An 18727-nucleotide genomic window follows, 5' to 3' on the forward strand; every position below is an offset into this window, starting at 1 on the left:
TATGGTAGAGATAAGAAAGATCGAGGAGGTGTGGGGAGGTGTCGACATTCCGGAGATAACCGGAGTATACGATCCGCTGAGCGGGCTAAGAGACGGGACTATTACATCGCAGGCACCGATTGTAGTTTCGGGTTGCAATCTGAACCGTTATGCGTTGGAGAATATCAGATTGTGCCTGGTGACACATGCCAAACCGGAACAGGTGATCGATATCAGGCTTGTGTATACGTACTCTGAGGGGAAGGTGGTTGTGGCTTTACCGGAGTTGAAGCCGGGTGAGTATCGTCCTGCGGTGATACTGAAAGGAGATGAAAAAAAGGTGTATGTACTGCCTATGCGGTGGGTGGTACGAGGAAGGTGGAGAAGATAAGGAACGAGTAATTCTGCGGTGCAGAAATAAACATAAGCAAAATGAATGCGAAGAAGAATTTAATGGCATTTATATTGACGGTATCCTCAATAGCGTTGATGGTGATTTGTCTGGGCCTGGGGATGGTGAAAGCCTGTGCGGGAGGAGACGGGAGCGAATGGAAAGAGAAGGTGGCGGCAGACACGCTGCATGTGGTGCATTATACACGGCCGGATTTACCACAGATAATGACCGATCCTGCGGAACGTGCGGTCTACTACGTGAAACATTATTGGGATGGTTATCTGACAGGTGATACGGCATGGGTGAATAGTGGAGACACGGAGCAGTTGTATGTTGACTTTATCGATGCGCTGAAGTATGTCGAACCTGAGACCGGGCGAAAGGCATTGCATACCATGATGGTACGGATGGAGGCAGACAGTACGGCATACCGGCGCTTTGGCCTGCTGGGGGAAAAGTATCTCAACGAGCCGAATTCACCGATGCGCAACGAAGACTTTTACATCGCGGTACTGGAACAGATGCTGCAATCGGACAGATTGCAGGAATGGGAGAAGATCCGTCCGGCAGACCGATTGAAGCAGGCACACAAGAATCGCCCGGGAATGAAAGCGGCGGATTTTACATATGTCACGGTACATGGTGACAATAGCCGGATGAGCAGGCTGAAAGCCAAATATACGATGTTGTTCTTTTACGATCCAGACTGTTCGAATTGCCGGAAGTTTGAGAAGTTATTTGCTGAAATACCTGCTTTCGTTGAGATGATGGAAAACGGGACACTGCGGGTGCTGGCTATCTATCCTGACGAAAACAGGGAAGAGTGGGCGGCAAAGGCAGTGTATATGCCGCAGGGATGGATCGTGGGCTGGAACAAAGCAGGCGATATCCGAACCCGGCAACTTTACGATATCCGCGCTACGCCGACTATCTATCTGCTTGACGGGCGGAAACGGGTGATACTCAAAGATACTTCGATGGAACAGTTGATAGACTATCTGGCGACACAGGCCGGAGAGTGATATTAGATAACACAAGTTTGCAGATTGCCCCGGTACTCTCTTCCGATAAAAGTATGTACAACAGTGGTTGTCGTTTATTCTTGTCAGGAATCACCGGAAGGGAGACCGGGGCTTTTGATTATTTTAAACCGGTTTACTCCTCCTTCATCGTCAACTGTATCCGTTTCCGTTCGAGGTCTATGCTCAGTACTTTCACCGTGACGTGCTGATGAATGGAGACCACTTCGGTGGGATCGGTGATGAATCGGTTGGCAAGCTGGGAGAGATGGACAAGCCCGTTCTCCTTGATGCCTATATCGACAAAAGCTCCGAAGTTGGTGATGTTGCTGACAATACCGGGTAGAGTCATCCCTTCGCGGAGGTCGTTGATGGTGCGCACGTTACGGTCGAACTCAAATACCTGAATGGTATCGCGTGGGTCGCGTCCCGGTTTGTCGAGTTCTTGCAGAATATCCTTCAAGGTAGGGAGTCCTACGGTGGGGGTGATATACTTTTCCATTTCGATACGGGTACGCAACGATTTGTCGGCAATCAGTTGAGGAACAGTACATGACAGATCTTTGGCCATCTGTTGCACGATCCCATAACTTTCGGGATGCACAGCGGTGTTGTCCAACGGATTCTCTCCTCCGGCGATACGGAGGAATCCGGCGCATTGTTCAAAAGCTTTAGCTCCCATGCGGGGCACTTTCATCAACTCTTTACGTGAGGCAAAGGCGCCGTTGGCAGCGCGGTAGGCTACAATGTTCTGTGCCAGTTGCGGACCCAGACCGGAAATGTAGGTGAGCAGATGACTGCTGGCTGTGTTGAGATTGACACCTACCTGGTTGACACAGTTCTCCACTGTCTGGTCGAGTGATTTTTTCAATTTGGTCTGGTCTACATCATGCTGGTATTGGCCGACACCGATGGACTTAGGATCGATCTTGACCAGTTCCGCCAGCGGATCCATCAGCCGGCGAGCGATGGAGACGGCCCCACGGACGGTGACATCATAATCGGGAAACTCGTCACGGGCCGTTTTGGAGGCCGAGTAGATAGAAGCACCCTGTTCGCTGACAACAAACACCTGTACGGGACGGTCGAACTGTTGGTGCGTGACGAAGTTTTCCGTTTCGCGGCTGGCAGTTCCGTTACCGATGGCGATGGCCTCTATCTTGTAAGCTTCAATCATTTTGCGGAGTTTCGAAGCCGCTTCGGTTTTCTTGTCTACCGGCGGGTGAGGATAGATGTTTTCATTGTGTACCAGATTGCCTTGTGCATCGAGGCAGACCACCTTACAACCGGTACGAAAGCCGGGATCGATACCCATTACCCGTTTTTGTCCCAAGGGTGGGGCAAGAAGCAGTTGGCGTAGGTTTTCGGCAAAGACCCGGATCGCTTCGTCATCGGCCTGTTCTTTACTGAGGGAGGCAAATTCGGTTTCGATGGAAGGTTTCAGCAGACGGCGGTAGGCATCCTGTACGGCCTCTGCCACCTGGCGGCCGCATTCGTTATTGCTACGGACAAACTGGCGGTCGAGCCGTTCGAGGCATTCGTCATCGTCGGGGGTAATGCTGACTTTCAGCAAACCTTCGGCCTCGGCACGGCGGATGGCCAGCAGGCGATGGGAGGTGCAGCGTTTCAAGGGAGAAGAGAAGTCGAAATAGTCCCGGTATTTGGCGGCCTCTTCGTCTTTACCCTTCACTACTTTAGCGCTGATGACAGCCTGGCGGGCAAAGAGATTACGCACTGCATTACGGGCACGTTCGTCTTCGCTCACCTGCTCGGCGATAATGTCGCGGGCACCTTTCAGAGCATCCTCTGCGTCTTTGACATCGCCTTTGACGAACGCAGGAATACGGGAGCCCAGGTTGTTCTCGCGCTGCATCATCAGTAGCAGAGCCAGAGGTTCGAGTCCTTTCTGGCGGGCGGCTTCGGCGCGGGTCTTGCGTTTAGGCTTGTAGGGCAGGTAGATATCTTCAAGAGCGGTGGCATCCCAGGTGGCATCGATGCGTTGCCGCAACTCAGGCGTCAGTTTGCCTTGCTCGCCGATGGTGCCGAGAATGGTCTCTTTGCGTTTGGCGAGTTCTGAGAGTTTATCGTACTGCGTTTTGATAGATTCTATCTGCACTTCGTCGAGTCCGCCGGTGATTTCTTTACGGTAGCGGCTGATGAAAGGGATAGTGGCTCCCTCGGCTAACAGCCCGAGAGTATTACTGATCTGCTTTTCCGGCAGGTTGAGTGCTGCCGAAATCATTTTGTGAAAAATTTCCATAAACTATTTTTAGGACATTGAGCGACAAATGTACGCAATAAATCTGCTATAACCATCAACTTTTACTATCTTTGCGGGCATAAAAAAACGGATACACACACTCTAAAACAGATGAATATGCCGGTATCGTTCAAATATATTCTTTATTTACTTCTGTTAGTTATCGGTTGCTGTCCTCCCATGGCAGGACATGCTGCTACCGGTGAGAAACCCATACTGATGATCTGTTCGTACAATCCGGGAGCGTATCCGACTTCAGCCAATGTATCCGACTTTATGGACGAATATCAGAGGTTGGGGGGCAAACGGGGAGTGGTCATTGAAAACATGAACTGTAAGAGTTTCTCAGACTTTCCCCGCTGGAAGGGAGTGATGGAGAATATTCTGGATAAATATCGGGGAAGCCAGGAACCGGCGCTGATCATTCTGTTCGGACAGGAGGCGTGGGCGTCTTATCTGTCGCTGAATGACTCGGTGACAGGAGAAGTGCCGGTAATGTGCGCACTGACCAGCAGGAACGTGGTGCTTTTGCCGGACGACGGGAAAGATCTGGCACACTGGATGCCGGAATCTTCCGATTTTTATGAAGACAGTCTGAAGCACCAGGTATGCGGCGGTTTTCTGTACGAATACGACATCGCGTCGAACATCCGCATGATCCGGGCAATCTATCCCGATACGAAGAACATTGCTTTTATATCCGACAATACTTACGGTGGCGTCACTTTGCAAGCTCATGTGCGAAAGGAAATGAAACAGTTTCCGGATATGAACCTGATTTTGCTGGACGGGCGCGAACATACCATTTATACTATTGTGGATGAACTTCGGAAATTGCCGAAGCATACGGCCGTTCTGTTAGGCACTTGGAGAGTGGACAAGAACGAAGGCTATTTTATGCGCAATGCTACGTATTCGATGATGGAGGCGATTCCGGATGTACCGACGTTTACGGCTACTTCCATCGGTCTGGGTTATTGGGCCGTAGGCGGAGTGGTTCCCGTTTTCCGGACGTTCGGTAAGGAATTGGCGGAGGAGGCGGTCAAGTTGTTGGATAATCCTGAAGATCCGAATATGCGGGTAGAAGTAGTGGGTACGGAAGCGTTGCTGGACAGTAAGAAAGTGAAGGAACAGAAGATAGACGTGGCCGCTCTGCCGATGAAGGTAAAGTTGGTCAATGAATCACCCTCTTTCTATAAACAGTACCGGTATCAGATTTGGGTGGGCGTAGGTGTCCTCTGCATTCTGGTGATAGGATTGCTGGTTTCTATCTATTTCTATCTGCGGACAAAGCGGCTGAAAGACGATCTGGAGCGTTCGCAAGTTGCTTTGTATGAAGCGAAGGACCGGGCAGAGGAGTCGAACCGGCTGAAGAGTGCTTTTCTTGCCAATATGAGTCATGAGATACGAACACCCCTGAATGCGATTGTAGGATTCTCGGATGTGCTGGCTTCGGGTGGGAGCTCGGAAGAGGATCAGCGGAATTATTTCAGAATTATCCAGTCGAACTCCGACCTGCTGTTACGACTGATTAATGATATACTCGATCTGTCGAGGCTGGAGGCGAACAAGGTGATACTGACACCGGAAGACTGCGATGTGGTTCAACTGTGCAGGCAGGCATTATCGTCGGTGGAGATGTCCCGCAGGGAATCGGGTAACCGGTTTGTTTTTGAGACAAAGACCGACTCCTTTGTTCTTCAGACAGATATTCAACGCTTACAGCAAGTGCTTATCAATCTGCTGACCAATGCGGCGAAGTTCACCAAGAATGGTACGATCACATTGCAGTTTGAGGTTGAGAAGGAGAAGAATCGGGTGTTGTTTGCGGTGGCGGATACCGGATGCGGCATTCCGAAGGAGAAACAGAAACAGGTGTTCGAACGGTTCGAGAAGCTGAACGAGTATGCGCAGGGAACCGGATTGGGACTCTCAATCTGTAAACTCACGGTAGATAAATGGGGTGGTGATATCTGGATCGACCCGGATTATGAAGGTGGGGCGAGATTTGTGGTTTCGCACCCGTTATAAGAAAAAGAGACTACCACAGGGTCACACAGAGTCTTACAGAGTTCATTCCCTATTTAAATTCTCCCGGTGGGACTCAGTGTTATTTGGTGGTGAATCAAATTTAAAACATGATTATGATGAAAAGATTGATTTGTATGTATGCTTTCTTGCTCTGCCTGGTATGTGTGTTGCCGGCACAAGAGAGAGAGGTGAAACTGAAAATTGTGCAGACCAGTGATGTACATGGTAATTACTTTCCATATAACTTCATTACACAAAAGGAGTGGGGCGGAAGTCTTGCACGTGTATATGCGTTGGTGCAAAAGAACCGGGAGGTGTATAAAGGAAACCTTATATTGCTGGATAACGGAGATATTCTGCAAGGACAGCCTTCGGCATACTATTATAATTATATAGATACAGTGGCGCCTCACGTATGTGCCGAGATGATGAATTTTATGGGATATGACGCCGGGAACATGGGAAATCATGATGTGGAAACAGGACGCGCTGTATTCGACCGCTGGATTGGTGAGTGCAATTTCCCGGTGCTGGGGGCAAACATCGTTGAAACGGCTACGGGAGAGACTCATCTTCCTCCTTATCGGGTGTTGGAGCGCGACGGAGTGAAGATTGTGGTGCTGGGAATGATTACGCCGGCTATTCCCGCGTGGTTGTCAGAGAATCTGTGGCAGGGACTGCGGTTTGACGATATGGAAGAGACAGCACGGAAGTGGATGAAAGTTATTCGTGAGAAAGAAAATCCGGATCTGGTGATCGGGTTGTTTCATGCCGGACAAGATGCTTTTGTGATGTCAGGCAAGTATAACGAGAATGCTTCGCTGAATGTGGCGAAGAATGTACCGGGATTTGATATGGTGCTGATGGGGCACGACCATGCGCGGGAGTGCAAGAAGGTGGTGAATGTGGCAGGCGACTCCGTACTGGTAATCGATCCGGCAAGCAACGGAATCGTAGTGTCGGACATTGACGTGACTTTAAAGTTGAAAGACGGTAAAGTGGTGAGCAAACAGATAGACGGTGTGCTGACGGATACAAAAGAATACGGAGTCAGCGAGTCCTTTATGAGACATTTCGCATTGCAATACGGGGCGGTTGAGAAGTTTGTATCTAAGAAGATCGGGGTATTTACAGAAGATATGTCTACCCGTCCCGCCTATTTCGGTTCGTCGGCATTTATTGATTTTATCCATTCGTTGCAACTCGATATTTCGGGAGCGGATATTTCGTTTGCCGCTCCGTTATCTTTCGATGCAGAGATAAAGAAAGGAGATATTCGTGTGAGCGACATGTTCAATCTGTATAAGTACGAAAATATGCTTTATGTGATGAAGTTGTCGGGCAAAGAGATTAAAGACTTCCTGGAAGAGTCCTATTATATGTGGACGAACCGGATGAAATCTCCCGAAGACCACTTGTTGTGGCTGAAAGAAAAACGTAGGGCAGGTGCCGAAGACCGGGCTTCGTTCCAGAATTTTAGTTTTAATTTCGATTCGGCTGCGGGAATTATCTACACAGTGGATGTGACCCGACCGAAGGGAGAAAAAGTGACTATTGTCAGTATGGCGGACGGTTCTCCGTTCCAGATGGATCATATCTACAAAGTGGCGCTGAACTCTTATCGTGGCAACGGCGGGGGAGAACTGCTGACAAAAGGATCGGGAATCCCGCAGGAGAAACTGAAAGAGCGTATTATCTTCTCTACGGACAAGGACCTCCGTTTCTACCTGATGCAGTATATCGAGAAGAAAGGTACGCTTGATCCGCGTGCGCTGAACCAATGGAAATTTGTACCGGAAGAGTGGGTGAAACCTGCCGCAGAGAGAGATTATGAATATCTGTTTGGTGGAAAATAAAATAATATGGCTGAAGAACTGACATTTATATCGGGTAGCAAAGAGGAGCAATATCTCTCTTTGCTACCTCAGGTGAGATCCCTGATAGAGGGCGAGGTGGATTTAGTGGCCAATTTGGCCAATGTGGCTGCTGCCCTGAAGGAGGCTTTTGACTTTTTCTGGGTGGGTTTTTATTTGGTGAAGCAGGATCAGTTGGTACTGGGCCCGTTCCAAGGTCCGGTGGCTTGCACACGTATCCGGAAAGGCAAAGGAGTTTGCGGTACTGCCTGGCAGGAGGGTGCCACGCTGTTGGTGCCGGATGTGGAAGTTTTTCCGGGACATATTGCTTGCAGTTCGTTATCCCGATCGGAAATAGTGGTTCCGCTGATAAAAGACGGTAAGGTATGGGGAGTGCTGGACATAGACAGCGATCTATTGAATTTCTTTGATGAAACAGATCGGAAATATCTGGAAGAAATGTGCGGCTATTTATCAAAATAATGACTATCTTTGCCGCCTCAAAATAAGAGTATAGTAGGTGGGACACATCAAAAAGATTCTATTATCGTTTCTGTTATTGACGCTGTTCGTAACGTACCAGGTAAGCATTACAATGTTTACTCATGTGCATTACGTGAACGGTGTGATGATAGCTCACTCTCATCTCTACAAAGGTACCCACTCGCATACTGCTTCCAACATTATTGTTATTGCACATTTTGCCGCATTCCATTCTTTGGAAGTCGATGTGCATTATGATTTTACACCCGAACGCCCGATTCTGTTCACCGTAGAGATACCGGAGAGTATACCGGTGACGGCCGGAACACATCTGCAGGTGATTTCTCTGCGGGCCCCTCCGGCAGAGTTAGCTTAAAAATGGGGATATGTCAAAATTCGCATTCACCACATAATCGGTGGTGGGCTATGCTCTCCTCTTTTCTTTTACTCATTTACATTTAAATATACAACTGCGAATCAGTATTTGGGAGTGAACGTAATGCTTCCAAAAGGTGGGTACTACGTGTAAGTGTGTTACATGTGTTACTGCTGATTCGTCTTTTATGGTTAACAAAAAAGAATGAAACATTATATAGTTATGCTTGTGCTTGCTTGTGTAAGCATGAGTTCGTATGCGGTCAATCCGATTAAAGAAGGTAATATGATTGCCGGACACGTTATTGTGAAGGGCACTGAAGAAAGTATCCCATTCGCAACAGTGATGATTCTGGGAACCAACCGCGGTGCGGTGTCCAATGAGGAAGGACAATTTGAATTCCGTAAACTGGCTGCCGGTAAATATACGCTCCGTGTACAGGTGATGGGGTATAAAACACAGGAAAAAACAATTACGGTCAGTGCAGAGGCTACGTCCGTGGTTCATTTCCAAATGGAAGAAGTAAGTTTTACGACAGATGAAGTGGTGGTTTCGGCCAACCGGAACGAGGTGAGCCGAAAGGCGGCGCCGGTGGTCGTAAACGTGATGAGCGCTAAACTGTTTGAGACGGTGAACTCTACCGATCTGGCTAAATCGTTGAACTTCCAGTCGGGTCTTCGGGTGGAGAACAATTGCCAGAATTGCGGTTTCCCACAGGTGCGTATCAATGGGTTGGAAGGTCCTTACTCGCAAATCCTGATTAACAGCCGTCCTATCATCAGCGCTCTCTCGGGAGTGTACGGACTGGAACAGATTCCGGTAAACATGATCGAACGTGTGGAAGTGGTACGCGGTGGTGGTTCGGCGCTGTTCGGTGCCAATGCCGTAGGAGGAACGATCAATATTATCACGAAAGACCCGATTAATAATTCTTTCCAGGTGGCAAGCACGATGTCTAATATGAATGGCAAGTCGTGGGAGCAATATATGGGAGGAAACGTTTCTTTGGTGGCAAAAGACAATTCGTACGGTATCGCCTTGTACGAGACCTATCGTAACCGGAATCCTTATGATGCCGACGGAGACGGTTTTTCGGAACTCGGTAAGCTAAATATGAATACATTCGGGATGCGTGCTTATTATCGTCCTAACTATTTTAGCCGTATCAATGTGGAGTATCACACGACAAACGAATTCCGGCGGGGAGGAAATAAGTTCAATTTGCAACCCCACGAGGCGGATATTACTGAACAAACGAAACATATCATCAATAGTGGAGGAGTGAGTTACGATCGTTACTGGGGCGAGAAGCATAAAATGTCCGTATACGGTTCTATCCAGCATACGGATCGCAACAGCTATTACGGAGCACAGAAAGACATGAATGCCTATGGTAAGACAAACGATCTGACTTGGGTAGTGGGAGGTATGTATGTGGGCAACATGGACCGCTGTCTTTTTGCTCCGGCTACGTTTACCGGCGGTGTAGAGTATCAGAGCAACTCACTACACGATGTGATGACGGGATATCACCGCGACATGCAGCAGGATGTGCGTATTGCCGGAGGTTTTGTACAGAACGAATGGCGGTTGAATCGCTGGACGATGCTTGTAGGGGCACGTCTGGACAAGCATAACCTGATCGATCATCCGATTTTTAGCCCGCGTGTGAATTTCTTATATAAACCGAGCGATAATTTGCAGGCACGTCTGACATACTCTACCGGATTCCGGGCACCACAAGCATACGATGAAGACTTGCATGTAACGGCTGTGGGGGGTGAAGGAGTACAGATCCGGTTGGCCGACGGACTTCGTGAAGAGCGCTCCAACAGTTTCAGCGGTTCGGTGGATTGGTCGTTCCCGATGGGGCACTGGCAGTCAAACATTCTTCTCGAAGGGTTTTATACGGATTTACATCATGTATTTGTGCTCGAAGATATCGGTGAGGACCAAAATGGAGATAAGATAAAAGAGCGCCGGAACGGCAGCGGGGCCAAAGTATATGGTGTTAATCTGGATGCAAAGGTAGCCCACGGACGCGAAGCGCAGTTGCAGTTGGGATTTACGGTGCAGCGCAGCAGATATAACCGGGCGGAAGTATGGACCAGTGAAGGAGAAGAAGAGCAGACTACGAAACGCATGCCCCGTACGCCGGACTACTACGGTTATTTCACTTTTACGTCGGCACCATTAAAGAATTTCGATTTCTCGCTTTCGGGTACTTATACCGGTAAGATGATTGTGCCGCACATGGCCGGATACATCGAGAAGTCACGTATGGAGCACACTCCGCAATTCATGGATCTCAACCTGAAACTGAATTATACTTTTGTGCTGAAAGATCATATCAAAATGCAGGTAAACGGAGGAGTACAGAATATATTTAATAGCTTCCAGAAGGATCTGGACAAGGGAGAATTCCGGGATGCAGGTTACTTCTACGGACCGACTCAGCCGAGGACTTATTTTGTGGGGATAAAGATTATGAACTAAGTTTCTGATTTTATTCATATCTTTGTGATATCACATTTGAATTCTAAAAACAGAAGACCATGAATAAAGAAGTAGATCTTTCAGTATCCTGCCTTGGTAAGGTGAAAGAGCTGAAATATGATGTTATTATTTTGCCGTGGGGAGCTACGGAACCCCATAATTTACATTTGCCGTATCTCACCGATTGCATTCTCCCCCATGATATTGCCGTGGAGGCAGCCGAACTGGCACTTAGCCGTTCGGGTGTCCGTTGCATGGTGATGCCGCCCGTACCTTTCGGAGCGCATAATCCCGGGCAGCGTGAATTGCCGTTCTGTATCCATACCCGATATGCCACCCAGCAGGCTATTCTGGAAGACATCGTATCGTCCCTTCATGTACAAGGATTTCGTAAGCTGTTGATTTTGAGTGGACACGGAGGGAATAATTTTAAAGGGATGATTCGTGACCTTGCTTTTGAATATCCCGACTTTCTGATTGCTGCCGCAAACTGGTTTGAGGTGGTGTCGCCCAAAGGCTATTTTGAAGCGGAGATTGACGACCATGCCGGAGAATCGGAAACTTCCGTGATGATGCACTATCATCCGGAACTGGTGAATCTGGCTGAGGCCGGTGATGGCGAATCGAAACCGTTTGCCATTGCTTCGCTGAACGAAAAAGTAGCTTGGGCACCTCGCCATTGGGATAAAGCAACAGTAGACAGTGGTGTAGGAAACCCGAAAAAAGCAACAGCGGAAAAAGGAGAGCGTTATGTGAAACCGATCGTAGAGAAACTCGCCGGACTTTTTGAAGAAATGGCACAGCATGATCTATATGAATGATGGAAAGTGTCTGATAAAAAACAGGCAGCGTCAAATAGTTGACGCTGCCTGTTTTTTTAATTGTTACCTAAAAACTAATCTTTATTCCTATAAAAAACAACCTATTTATTAACTGCTGCAAAAATACAGCATGTAGTTGAATTACGTTTTGATATAAATCAAAAAATGTTTTTTACAGTACTCCCGAACGAACACGACTGAGTGTTTCCGGGGTCATCAGCAGGTAGGATGCAATGTGTGATAACGGAGCTCGTTTGATGATCTCCGGATGATGGTGCAAGAGTAGGTTGTAGCGTTCGCGTGCTGTTTCGAAACGCCATGAATCGGCCTTTATTTGCGATACGATGAGTGAGTATTCCAGTACCTTACGATAGAAAGCATTGATTTCTTTGGATTGTTCCAGCAACTTTTGCAGGACGTCATAAGGGAGCATATATACTACCGCCGGTTCCAATGCTTCAGCCATCAGGTGGGTAGGTTCTTGTTTTAACAGGCTTTCGATGCACATCAGGATACATCCTTCGTATGAGAAGTGCTCGGTGACATCTTTTCCGTTTTTATAATAAAATTGCCGCAACATCCCTTTACCGACAAAAACCATGTGGCGGCTTATTTGTCCTTCGTTCAACAACATTTCACCCTTTTCCAGCTCTTTGCGTATCAAGACCTGTGCCAGTAGTTCTCGTCCCTCTCTGTTCATCTCCGGATATCTGGAGTTTACAACAATATCCACTGTCTCTTTCAGGTTTTCCATTATGTTATATATTGATAAGTTATTATAGATTGCGGGGCAAAAGTACTAAAATCGGTTGATATAAATCAATTTTTCAAAGTAAAAAGATTCGTTTTACTCCGATGTCCGGCCGGAGGAAGAAGTGTATGAAAAAAAAGTTCTCTCCTTTAACATTTGAAACTTAGCTGGTTAACTTATTTCGCATAAAATCCTTGAAAAAAATGTTGCAGAAAGATTTGCGTAGTTTAAAAGTTACCTCTATCTTTGCATCGCATTTGAGAGGAAATGCGGTTAAAAAGGAAGTTTGGGTGAGTGGCTGAAACCACCAGTTTGCTAAACTGACGTACGGGTAACCGTACCGGGGGTTCGAATCCCCCAGCTTCCGCACCAAATCTCAACTTTAAGATGACAAAGAAGAGCTGAGTTTATTGCTTAGCTCTTTTTTGAATCTAATTTTCAATCGGGTGGGTTCGTCTAACGGTTAGGACACATGCCTCTCACGCATGTAATACGAGTTCGATTCTCGTACCCACTACTATATGATAATCAGCCTTTTACGATAGCGTAAAAGGCTTTTTTATTGCATCTTGGTTATGAATGATAAATATGAAGAGAGGCTTGGTACGGACCGTATGTTGCCACTTGTGTTTAGGATGGCACTTCCTGCGGTAATTGCACAAATCGTAAATTTGCTCTATAATATTGTGGACCGCATCTATATCGGGCATATCCCGGGAATCGGTACTCAAGCACTTGCAGGTATCGGGGTGGCAGGTTCTCTGATTATTTTGATTTCAGCTTTTTCGGCTATTGTGGCCGGGGGAGGTGCGCCTCTTGCAGCCATAGCGTTAGGGCAGGGCAACCGTACCCATGCCGGAAAAATATTGGGTAATGGCTTCGTGTTATTGCTGTTTTTTACACTTCTGACGTCCGGCTTATCTTATCTGTTTATGGAACCGATTCTTTTGTTTACCGGTGCTTCGGAACAGACGCTCGGGTACGCAACGGCTTATCTTTCGATTTATCTTATCGGTACCCTTTTTGTCGAAGTCTCTGTCGGGTTGAATACTTTTATTAATACACAGGGACGTCCCGGCATCGCTATGCTGTCGATTGTTATTGGAGCGTTGCTTAATATCTTGCTCGATCCTCTGTTTATTTTTGTCTTTGATTGGGGAGTGAAAGGAGCTGCGCTTGCCACTATTATTTCACAGGCTTGCAGTGCTGGCTGGGTATTGTTCTTTCTGACATCCCGGCGTGCTTCTTTGCGGCTCGAGCCTCGTTATATGAGGCTGGACCGGAAGGTTGTTGGAGCTATATTGGCGTTGGGAGCCTCACCGTTTATTATGGCAAGTACCGAAAGCTTGGTAGGATTTGTGCTGAACGGTTCATTGAAGACATTCGGTGATATCTATGTGAGTGCATTGACAATCATGCAGAGTGCCATGCTTTTTGTCAGTGTTCCCCTTGCCGGTTTCGCATTGGGATTCGTACCCATCGTAAGTTATAATTATGGTCATGGAAACCGAGAAAGAGTGAAGGAATGCTTCAAAATAGTGATGACCTTTATGTTTCTGTTCAATCTCGTTTTGATCCTGCTGATGATTTTGTTTCCCTCTGTGATTGCTTCGGCCTTTACTTCTGACGAAAAGTTGATAGAAACCGTAGTACAGGTGATGCCTGTCTTTTTGGCGGGGATGACTATTTTCGGGTTGCAGCGTGCTTGTCAGAATATGTTTGTCGCATTGGGGCAGGCCAAGGTTTCTATCTTTATTGCATTACTTCGTAAGGTGATCCTGTTGATTCCCCTGGCCCTTATGCTTCCATACCTGATGGGAGTGATGGGGGTATATGCTGCCGAAGCAATATCGGATGCTGCGGCAGCCATTTGTTGTACGGTCATCTTTGCGGTTCAGTTCCCAAGGATCATGAATAAATTGACGGTCCGTTCCTGACGAAATCCTGTAATACAACAAGGGGAGGCGTCAAGAGTAGATTTACACTAAGTAAGCTTCCAGGCAATGGCTTCATAAGGCCGTAACCACAGCCTGTTACCATGCAATACGGCCGGATACTTTTTATCTTCATAATTATGTAAGATGACAGTCGCTTTTCCATCCATACCCGTTGTCGTCATTCGGAGAAGTATAAATGGGGATTTCTTTCTACAAGCACCTTTTAGCAGGAAGATGTTCTTAAATTCTTATGAAACAGTAGTGTACAGAAGGAGGGAGAGGGTGGTCAGGATAGTCTGAAGCTGATCCGGAGGAAAGGGCATAAAAAAAGGCTACTCTCACGAGCAACCAATCTTTGTTAACCTTAAATCTAATACTATGAAAAACACATTGCAAATATACGGATTTGGAGAATATCGGCAAATTATCCGGGTATAAATCGTAATTTTGTAACCTTATTTAGTAAATCTGTTTTTCTTGTTAACATTTGATATGTCCTTTTTAGAGCTTTCTGCCTTCTTTGTCCTGTTTCCCTCTTTTATTTAGGCGATTCCCTCTGCAGATGTAGGTTTTTTCTTTTCATGCAAATCATTTCTTTCCCTACTTTTGTTCACATCAAACTGATATAACTAAAAACTATACGATATGAAGACTTTAACTTTTAAATACTTAAAATTGTTTCTGCTGGCAGTGGCAATGATAAATCTTACTTCTTGTGAGATTGAGATAGATGACTTTTATGATGATGACAATATCGGTGGTTCGTACTATAATAAATCCCTTGATCTTTGCAGTCGTCCCTGGGCAGATACGTTTTATGATGCCGACGGGAACTATTGCTATCAGGAACTGAATTTTTATCTCGATCGTCATGGAGAAGATTATATCCGGGTGGAATATCCCAACGGACGTTATTCCGAATCGGTGTACTCCTTTACCTGGAATTGGGAGGACCGTTCGCAATACTCCCTTCGGATGGTATATGGTCCCGGTGATGTCTCTTATCTCGACGATGTCTGGATTCGGGGGAATGTGCTGAGCGGATACCTGGATGGACACGATAATTATGTTGACTTTACCGGAGTGAGATAACCTAAACTTTTATATAGATAATTGCAGGCGGATTGATATATTCTTGATATATGTCAATCCGTCTTTTCAGTGTTTTTAGATACCTTTGCAGCCCGAAACGGATAAGGTAAAATGACACACAGAATTCAACAGGAAAGCATAAAGAGACGTCTGGCAAAACTGGCTGCTCCTATTTTTATTGAGACATTACTGATTATGATGCTGGGAGCGGTGGACACCATTATGTTGAGCCGTCACTCTGACAATAGTGTAGCCGCTGTCGGAGTTGTCAACCAGATTATTATGCTGACCTTTTTGGTGTTTGAGGTGATCAACCTGGGAACATCCGTACTTTGCTCGCAGTACCTCGGCGCAAGGCTTGAAAAGAAGGTGGTGCAGGTAGTGGGGGTGTCGTTGCTTGTCAATTTGTTGGTTGGTGGAATAATCAGCCTTATTCTGTTTACAATGGCCCGCACCATTCTGCAATGGATGGGCTTGGGGCCGGAACTGATGGCCGACGGTATGGATTACATGCGTATCGTGGGTGCATTCGCTTTTTTCCAGGCTATTTCTCTCACTCTTTCCGCTTCATTGCGCAGTGCCAATAAAGCCATATATCCGATGTTGGTGACGGTAGTAGTCAATATTCTTAATATTATCGGTAATTATTCGCTGATTTTCGGTAAGTTCGGCTGTCCCGAACTCGGGGTGGAAGGGGCGGCTATTTCTACAGCCTTCAGCCGTGGAGTATCTATGGTGATTCTGTTTGTCATTCTGTTCCGCAAACACATTCATCGTTTCCCGTTGGCCTACTTCCGTCCGTTTCCTTTTATCGAATTGAAGAATTTGATGCGGGTCGGTCTGCCTTCTGCCGGAGAGCAGCTCTCGTACAGTTCATCGCAAGTGGTCATTACTTTTTTTATCAATATGCTTGGAGTCGAGGCGCTGGCTACCCGTACTTATTGTGTCAACATTATCATGTTCGTCTATTTATTCAGCATCTCCATGGCCCAGGGAGGAGCTATCTGTATCGGACATTTGATAGGGGAGAAGAAACCCCATGCAGCTTTTCTGCTCGGTAAGTACGTCATGAAGAAATCCGTAATGATTACGCTGATTCTTTCCGGTATTATTGCCGCTTCCGGGCATGCTATACTGAGTTGGCTGACTTCCAATCCGGAGATCATCCGTATGGGAGTGATTGTGTTGCTGATCGATGTGGTGCTCGAGATAGGGCGTCCCATTAATATTTTTGCGACGAATGCCCTCCGTGCGGCAGGTGATGTGAATTATCCTTTCTATGTAGGATTGGTTGTGATGTGGAGTGTGGCTGTCGGCATAGGTTATTTATTTGGAATTTATTGGGCTTGGGGCATTTGCGGCATGTGGGTTGCTTTTGCTCTCGATGAAAACATTCGCGGAATTATCTTTGTCCGTCGTTGGTATGGGATGAAGTGGGTGAATAAAAGCTTTGTGAGGTCATAAATAGTTGCTATCTTTGCCGACGCTAATGCATCCTTATGCGTTTAACGGATACATTGGCTTATGGATACATTGGTAAATTATTCACATGGAGTGGTTATATAGTCTCTTTATCGAACATTCTGCTTTGCAGGCAGTTGTCGTTCTTTCCCTGATTTCCGCCATTGGGCTCGGATTGGGCAAAATTCATGTTTGTGGCATTTCGCTTGGCGTTACCTTTGTCTTTTTTGCCGGCATTCTGGCCGGGCACTTCGGATTGTCCATTGATCCGCAGATGCTGAATTACGCCGAGAGTTTCGGGCTCATTATCTTTGTATATGCCTTGGGGTTGCAGGTTGGTCCCGGCTTTTTCAGCTCATTTCGCAAGGGAGGGGTTACGTTGAATATGCTTGCCATCGCAGTAGTGATTCTGGGTACGTTTCTTGCGGTTGTTTGCAGCTATACCACCGGGGTTTCGTTACCCAATATGGTAGGCATTCTGTGTGGTGCCACCACTAACACTCCGGCTTTGGGAGCAGCCCAGCAGACGCTGAAACAGATGGGGCTTGAAAGCAGTACACCAGCTTTGGGATGTGCCGTGGCCTATCCTCTCGGAGTGATCGGGGTGATTCTGGCAGTTCTGTTGATCCGTAAATTGCTGGTACGCCGGGAAGATCTTGAAGTACAGGAGAAAGACGATGCCAACAAAACCTATATTGCCGCTTTTCAGGTACACAACCCTGCTATTTTTAATAAAAGCATTAAGGATATCGCTCATATGAGTTATCCAAAATTCGTCATTTCCCGTTTGTGGAGAGACGGCAATGTCAGTATTCCCACTTCCGAAAAGATTATAAAAGAAGGCGACCGCTTATTGGTTGTTACATCCGAAAAAGACGCATTGGCCCTTACCGTACTGTTCGGTGAACAGGAGAATACGGATTGGAACAAGGAAGATATCGATTGGAATGCTATCGACAGCCAATTGATTTCGCAACGCATCGTCGTCACCCGTCCCGAATTGAACGGGAAGAAGTTGGGAGCTCTCCGTCTGCGCAATCATTACGGAATCAATATCAGCCGTGTCTATCGTTCCGGGGTGCAATTGTTGGCTACTCCCGAACTTACCTTGCAGTTGGGTGACCGTCTGACAGTGGTCGGCGAAGCGGCTGCCATCCAGAATGTGGAGAAGGTACTTGGAAATGCCATCAAAAGCTTGAAAGAACCCAATCTTGTGGCTGTATTTGTCGGTATCATCCTGGGATTGGCCTTGGGAGCCGTACCTTTCTCAATTCCCGGTATCAGTACTCCTGTCCGGCTCGGACTTGCAGGCGGTCCCATTATTGTAGGCATCCTGATCGGGACCTTTGGACCCCGTTTGCACATGATCACCTATACCACTCGCAGTGCCAATCTGATGCTCCGTGCCTTGGGGCTGTCCCTTTATCTTGCCTGCCTTGGGTTGGATGCAGGTGCCCATTTCTTCGATACGGTATTCCGTCCCGAAGGACTTTTATGGATCGGCCTGGGCTTTGGACTGACCCTCGTGCCTACGGTGCTTGTGGGGTTCTTTGCTTTTAAGATTATGAAGATCGATTTTGGCAGCGTTTCCGGTATGTTGTGTGGCAGTATGGCCAATCCGATGGCATTGAATTACGCCAATGATACCATCCCCGGAGATAATCCGTCGGTAGCTTATGCTACGGTCTATCCGTTGAGTATGTTCCTTCGCGTCATTATAGCCCAGGTGCTGCTCATGTTTCTTCTATAGCCATTCGGGCGAAATTTATAAATT

15 protein-coding genes and 2 tRNA genes are annotated in these 18727 nt (G+C 47.0%); 14 read left to right on the top strand and 3 right to left on the bottom strand.

Annotation, left to right across the window (positions count from 1 at the left end; genetic code table 11):
- Nucleotide 1 precedes the first annotated feature (1 nt).
- Both BSHG_RS09095 and BSHG_RS09090 read left to right on the top strand, forming a co-directional pair.
- Nucleotides 2–370, top strand: coding sequence for a hypothetical protein (locus tag BSHG_RS09095; protein ID WP_008659569.1), 369 nt, complete (start codon nt 2–4; stop codon nt 368–370).
- A gap of 41 nt (nt 371–411) precedes the next feature.
- Nucleotides 412–1395 (top strand): DUF5106 domain-containing protein, encoded by a 984-nt coding sequence (locus BSHG_RS09090; protein WP_008659572.1) that lies wholly within the window; start codon nt 412–414, stop codon nt 1393–1395.
- Between the two features lie 133 nt (nt 1396–1528).
- Here the strand turns inward: BSHG_RS09090 and BSHG_RS09085 are convergent, their stop codons facing one another.
- Nucleotides 1529–3652: a Tex family protein gene (locus tag BSHG_RS09085; RefSeq protein WP_005800492.1), complete on the bottom strand. Its 2124-nt coding sequence runs from the start codon at nt 3650–3652 to the stop codon at nt 1529–1531.
- Nucleotides 3653–3769: 117 nt separating this feature from the next.
- On the opposite strand from BSHG_RS09085, the gene BSHG_RS09080 reads away from it, so the two are divergent.
- From BSHG_RS09080 to BSHG_RS09055, 6 genes are all read left to right on the top strand, one after another.
- Nucleotides 3770–5683: a sensor histidine kinase gene (locus BSHG_RS09080; RefSeq protein WP_005817106.1), complete on the top strand. Its 1914-nt coding sequence runs from the start codon at nt 3770–3772 to the stop codon at nt 5681–5683.
- A gap of 116 nt (nt 5684–5799) precedes the next feature.
- Entirely contained in the window at nt 5800–7539 is a 1740-nt protein-coding gene (locus BSHG_RS09075) for a bifunctional metallophosphatase/5'-nucleotidase (RefSeq protein ID WP_008659574.1), read from the top strand.
- Nucleotides 7540–7545: 6 nt separating this feature from the next.
- The gene (locus BSHG_RS09070) at nt 7546–8019 is read left to right on the top strand and encodes a GAF domain-containing protein (RefSeq protein ID WP_005817110.1); all 474 of its coding nucleotides are present in this window, start codon (nt 7546–7548) and stop codon (nt 8017–8019) included.
- Nucleotides 8020–8056: 37 nt separating this feature from the next.
- The gene (locus BSHG_RS09065) at nt 8057–8395 is read left to right on the top strand and encodes a hypothetical protein (protein WP_008659575.1); all 339 of its coding nucleotides are present in this window, start codon (nt 8057–8059) and stop codon (nt 8393–8395) included.
- A gap of 204 nt (nt 8396–8599) precedes the next feature.
- Entirely contained in the window at nt 8600–10891 is a 2292-nt protein-coding gene (locus tag BSHG_RS09060; protein ID WP_008768395.1) for a TonB-dependent receptor, read from the top strand.
- A 59-nt stretch (nt 10892–10950) separates the two neighbouring features.
- Nucleotides 10951–11712: a creatininase family protein gene (locus tag BSHG_RS09055; RefSeq protein WP_005786784.1), complete on the top strand. Its 762-nt coding sequence runs from the start codon at nt 10951–10953 to the stop codon at nt 11710–11712.
- 172 nt (nt 11713–11884) lie between these two features.
- Here the strand turns inward: BSHG_RS09055 and BSHG_RS09050 are convergent, their stop codons facing one another.
- Nucleotides 11885–12466 carry a Crp/Fnr family transcriptional regulator gene (locus BSHG_RS09050; protein WP_005786786.1) on the bottom strand — a complete coding sequence of 194 codons (582 nt, stop codon included), beginning with the start codon at nt 12464–12466 and terminating at the stop codon, nt 11885–11887.
- Nucleotides 12467–12743: 277 nt separating this feature from the next.
- Between BSHG_RS09050 and BSHG_RS09045 the strand changes: the two genes are divergently transcribed.
- From BSHG_RS09045 to BSHG_RS09035, 3 genes are all read left to right on the top strand, one after another.
- Nucleotides 12744–12830: transfer RNA gene (locus BSHG_RS09045), tRNA-Ser, on the top strand.
- Nucleotides 12831–12908: 78 nt separating this feature from the next.
- A tRNA-Glu gene (locus tag BSHG_RS09040) sits at nt 12909–12980 on the top strand.
- Between the two features lie 58 nt (nt 12981–13038).
- Nucleotides 13039–14400 (top strand): MATE family efflux transporter, encoded by a 1362-nt coding sequence (locus BSHG_RS09035; RefSeq protein ID WP_005786787.1) that lies wholly within the window; start codon nt 13039–13041, stop codon nt 14398–14400.
- Between the two features lie 47 nt (nt 14401–14447).
- Here the strand turns inward: BSHG_RS09035 and BSHG_RS23645 are convergent, their stop codons facing one another.
- Complete coding sequence (locus tag BSHG_RS23645) at nt 14448–14582, bottom strand: hypothetical protein (protein ID WP_255021165.1); 135 nt, start codon at nt 14580–14582, stop codon at nt 14448–14450.
- A gap of 463 nt (nt 14583–15045) precedes the next feature.
- Here BSHG_RS23645 and BSHG_RS09030 point away from each other — a divergent pair, with 463 nt between their 5' ends.
- From BSHG_RS09030 to BSHG_RS09020, 3 genes are all read left to right on the top strand, one after another.
- Nucleotides 15046–15492 (top strand): hypothetical protein, encoded by a 447-nt coding sequence (locus tag BSHG_RS09030; protein ID WP_005786789.1) that lies wholly within the window; start codon nt 15046–15048, stop codon nt 15490–15492.
- A 111-nt stretch (nt 15493–15603) separates the two neighbouring features.
- A complete protein-coding gene (locus BSHG_RS09025) occupies nt 15604–16956 on the top strand; it encodes an MATE family efflux transporter (protein ID WP_005786791.1) in 1353 nt (450 codons plus the stop codon).
- An 85-nt stretch (nt 16957–17041) separates the two neighbouring features.
- On the top strand, nt 17042–18703 hold the full coding sequence (locus BSHG_RS09020) for a putative transporter (RefSeq protein WP_005786793.1): 1662 nt from the start codon (nt 17042–17044) through the stop codon (nt 18701–18703).
- Nucleotides 18704–18727: the final 24 nt, after the last annotated feature.

It is taken from the genome of Bacteroides sp. 3_2_5, from assembly GCF_000159855.2.
Classification (GTDB): domain Bacteria; phylum Bacteroidota; class Bacteroidia; order Bacteroidales; family Bacteroidaceae; genus Bacteroides; species Bacteroides fragilis.

Coding starts and splice junctions, on each gene's coding strand:
- BSHG_RS09085 (WP_005800492.1), bottom strand. CDS start 3,652: ATGGAAATTTTTCACAAAATGATTTCGGCAGCACTCAACCTGCCGGAA.
- BSHG_RS09055 (WP_005786784.1), top strand. CDS start 10,951: ATGAATAAAGAAGTAGATCTTTCAGTATCCTGCCTTGGTAAGGTGAAA.
- BSHG_RS09080 (WP_005817106.1), top strand. CDS start 3,770: ATGCCGGTATCGTTCAAATATATTCTTTATTTACTTCTGTTAGTTATC.
- BSHG_RS09075 (WP_008659574.1), top strand. CDS start 5,800: ATGAAAAGATTGATTTGTATGTATGCTTTCTTGCTCTGCCTGGTATGT.
- BSHG_RS09050 (WP_005786786.1), bottom strand. CDS start 12,466: ATGGAAAACCTGAAAGAGACAGTGGATATTGTTGTAAACTCCAGATAT.
- BSHG_RS09060 (WP_008768395.1), top strand. CDS start 8,600: ATGAAACATTATATAGTTATGCTTGTGCTTGCTTGTGTAAGCATGAGT.
- BSHG_RS09090 (WP_008659572.1), top strand. CDS start 412: ATGAATGCGAAGAAGAATTTAATGGCATTTATATTGACGGTATCCTCA.
- BSHG_RS09025 (WP_005786791.1), top strand. CDS start 15,604: ATGACACACAGAATTCAACAGGAAAGCATAAAGAGACGTCTGGCAAAA.
- BSHG_RS09070 (WP_005817110.1), top strand. CDS start 7,546: ATGGCTGAAGAACTGACATTTATATCGGGTAGCAAAGAGGAGCAATAT.
- BSHG_RS09035 (WP_005786787.1), top strand. CDS start 13,039: ATGAATGATAAATATGAAGAGAGGCTTGGTACGGACCGTATGTTGCCA.
- BSHG_RS09020 (WP_005786793.1), top strand. CDS start 17,042: ATGGAGTGGTTATATAGTCTCTTTATCGAACATTCTGCTTTGCAGGCA.
- BSHG_RS09095 (WP_008659569.1), top strand. CDS start 2: ATGGTAGAGATAAGAAAGATCGAGGAGGTGTGGGGAGGTGTCGACATT.
- BSHG_RS09030 (WP_005786789.1), top strand. CDS start 15,046: ATGAAGACTTTAACTTTTAAATACTTAAAATTGTTTCTGCTGGCAGTG.
- BSHG_RS23645 (WP_255021165.1), bottom strand. CDS start 14,582: ATGACGACAACGGGTATGGATGGAAAAGCGACTGTCATCTTACATAAT.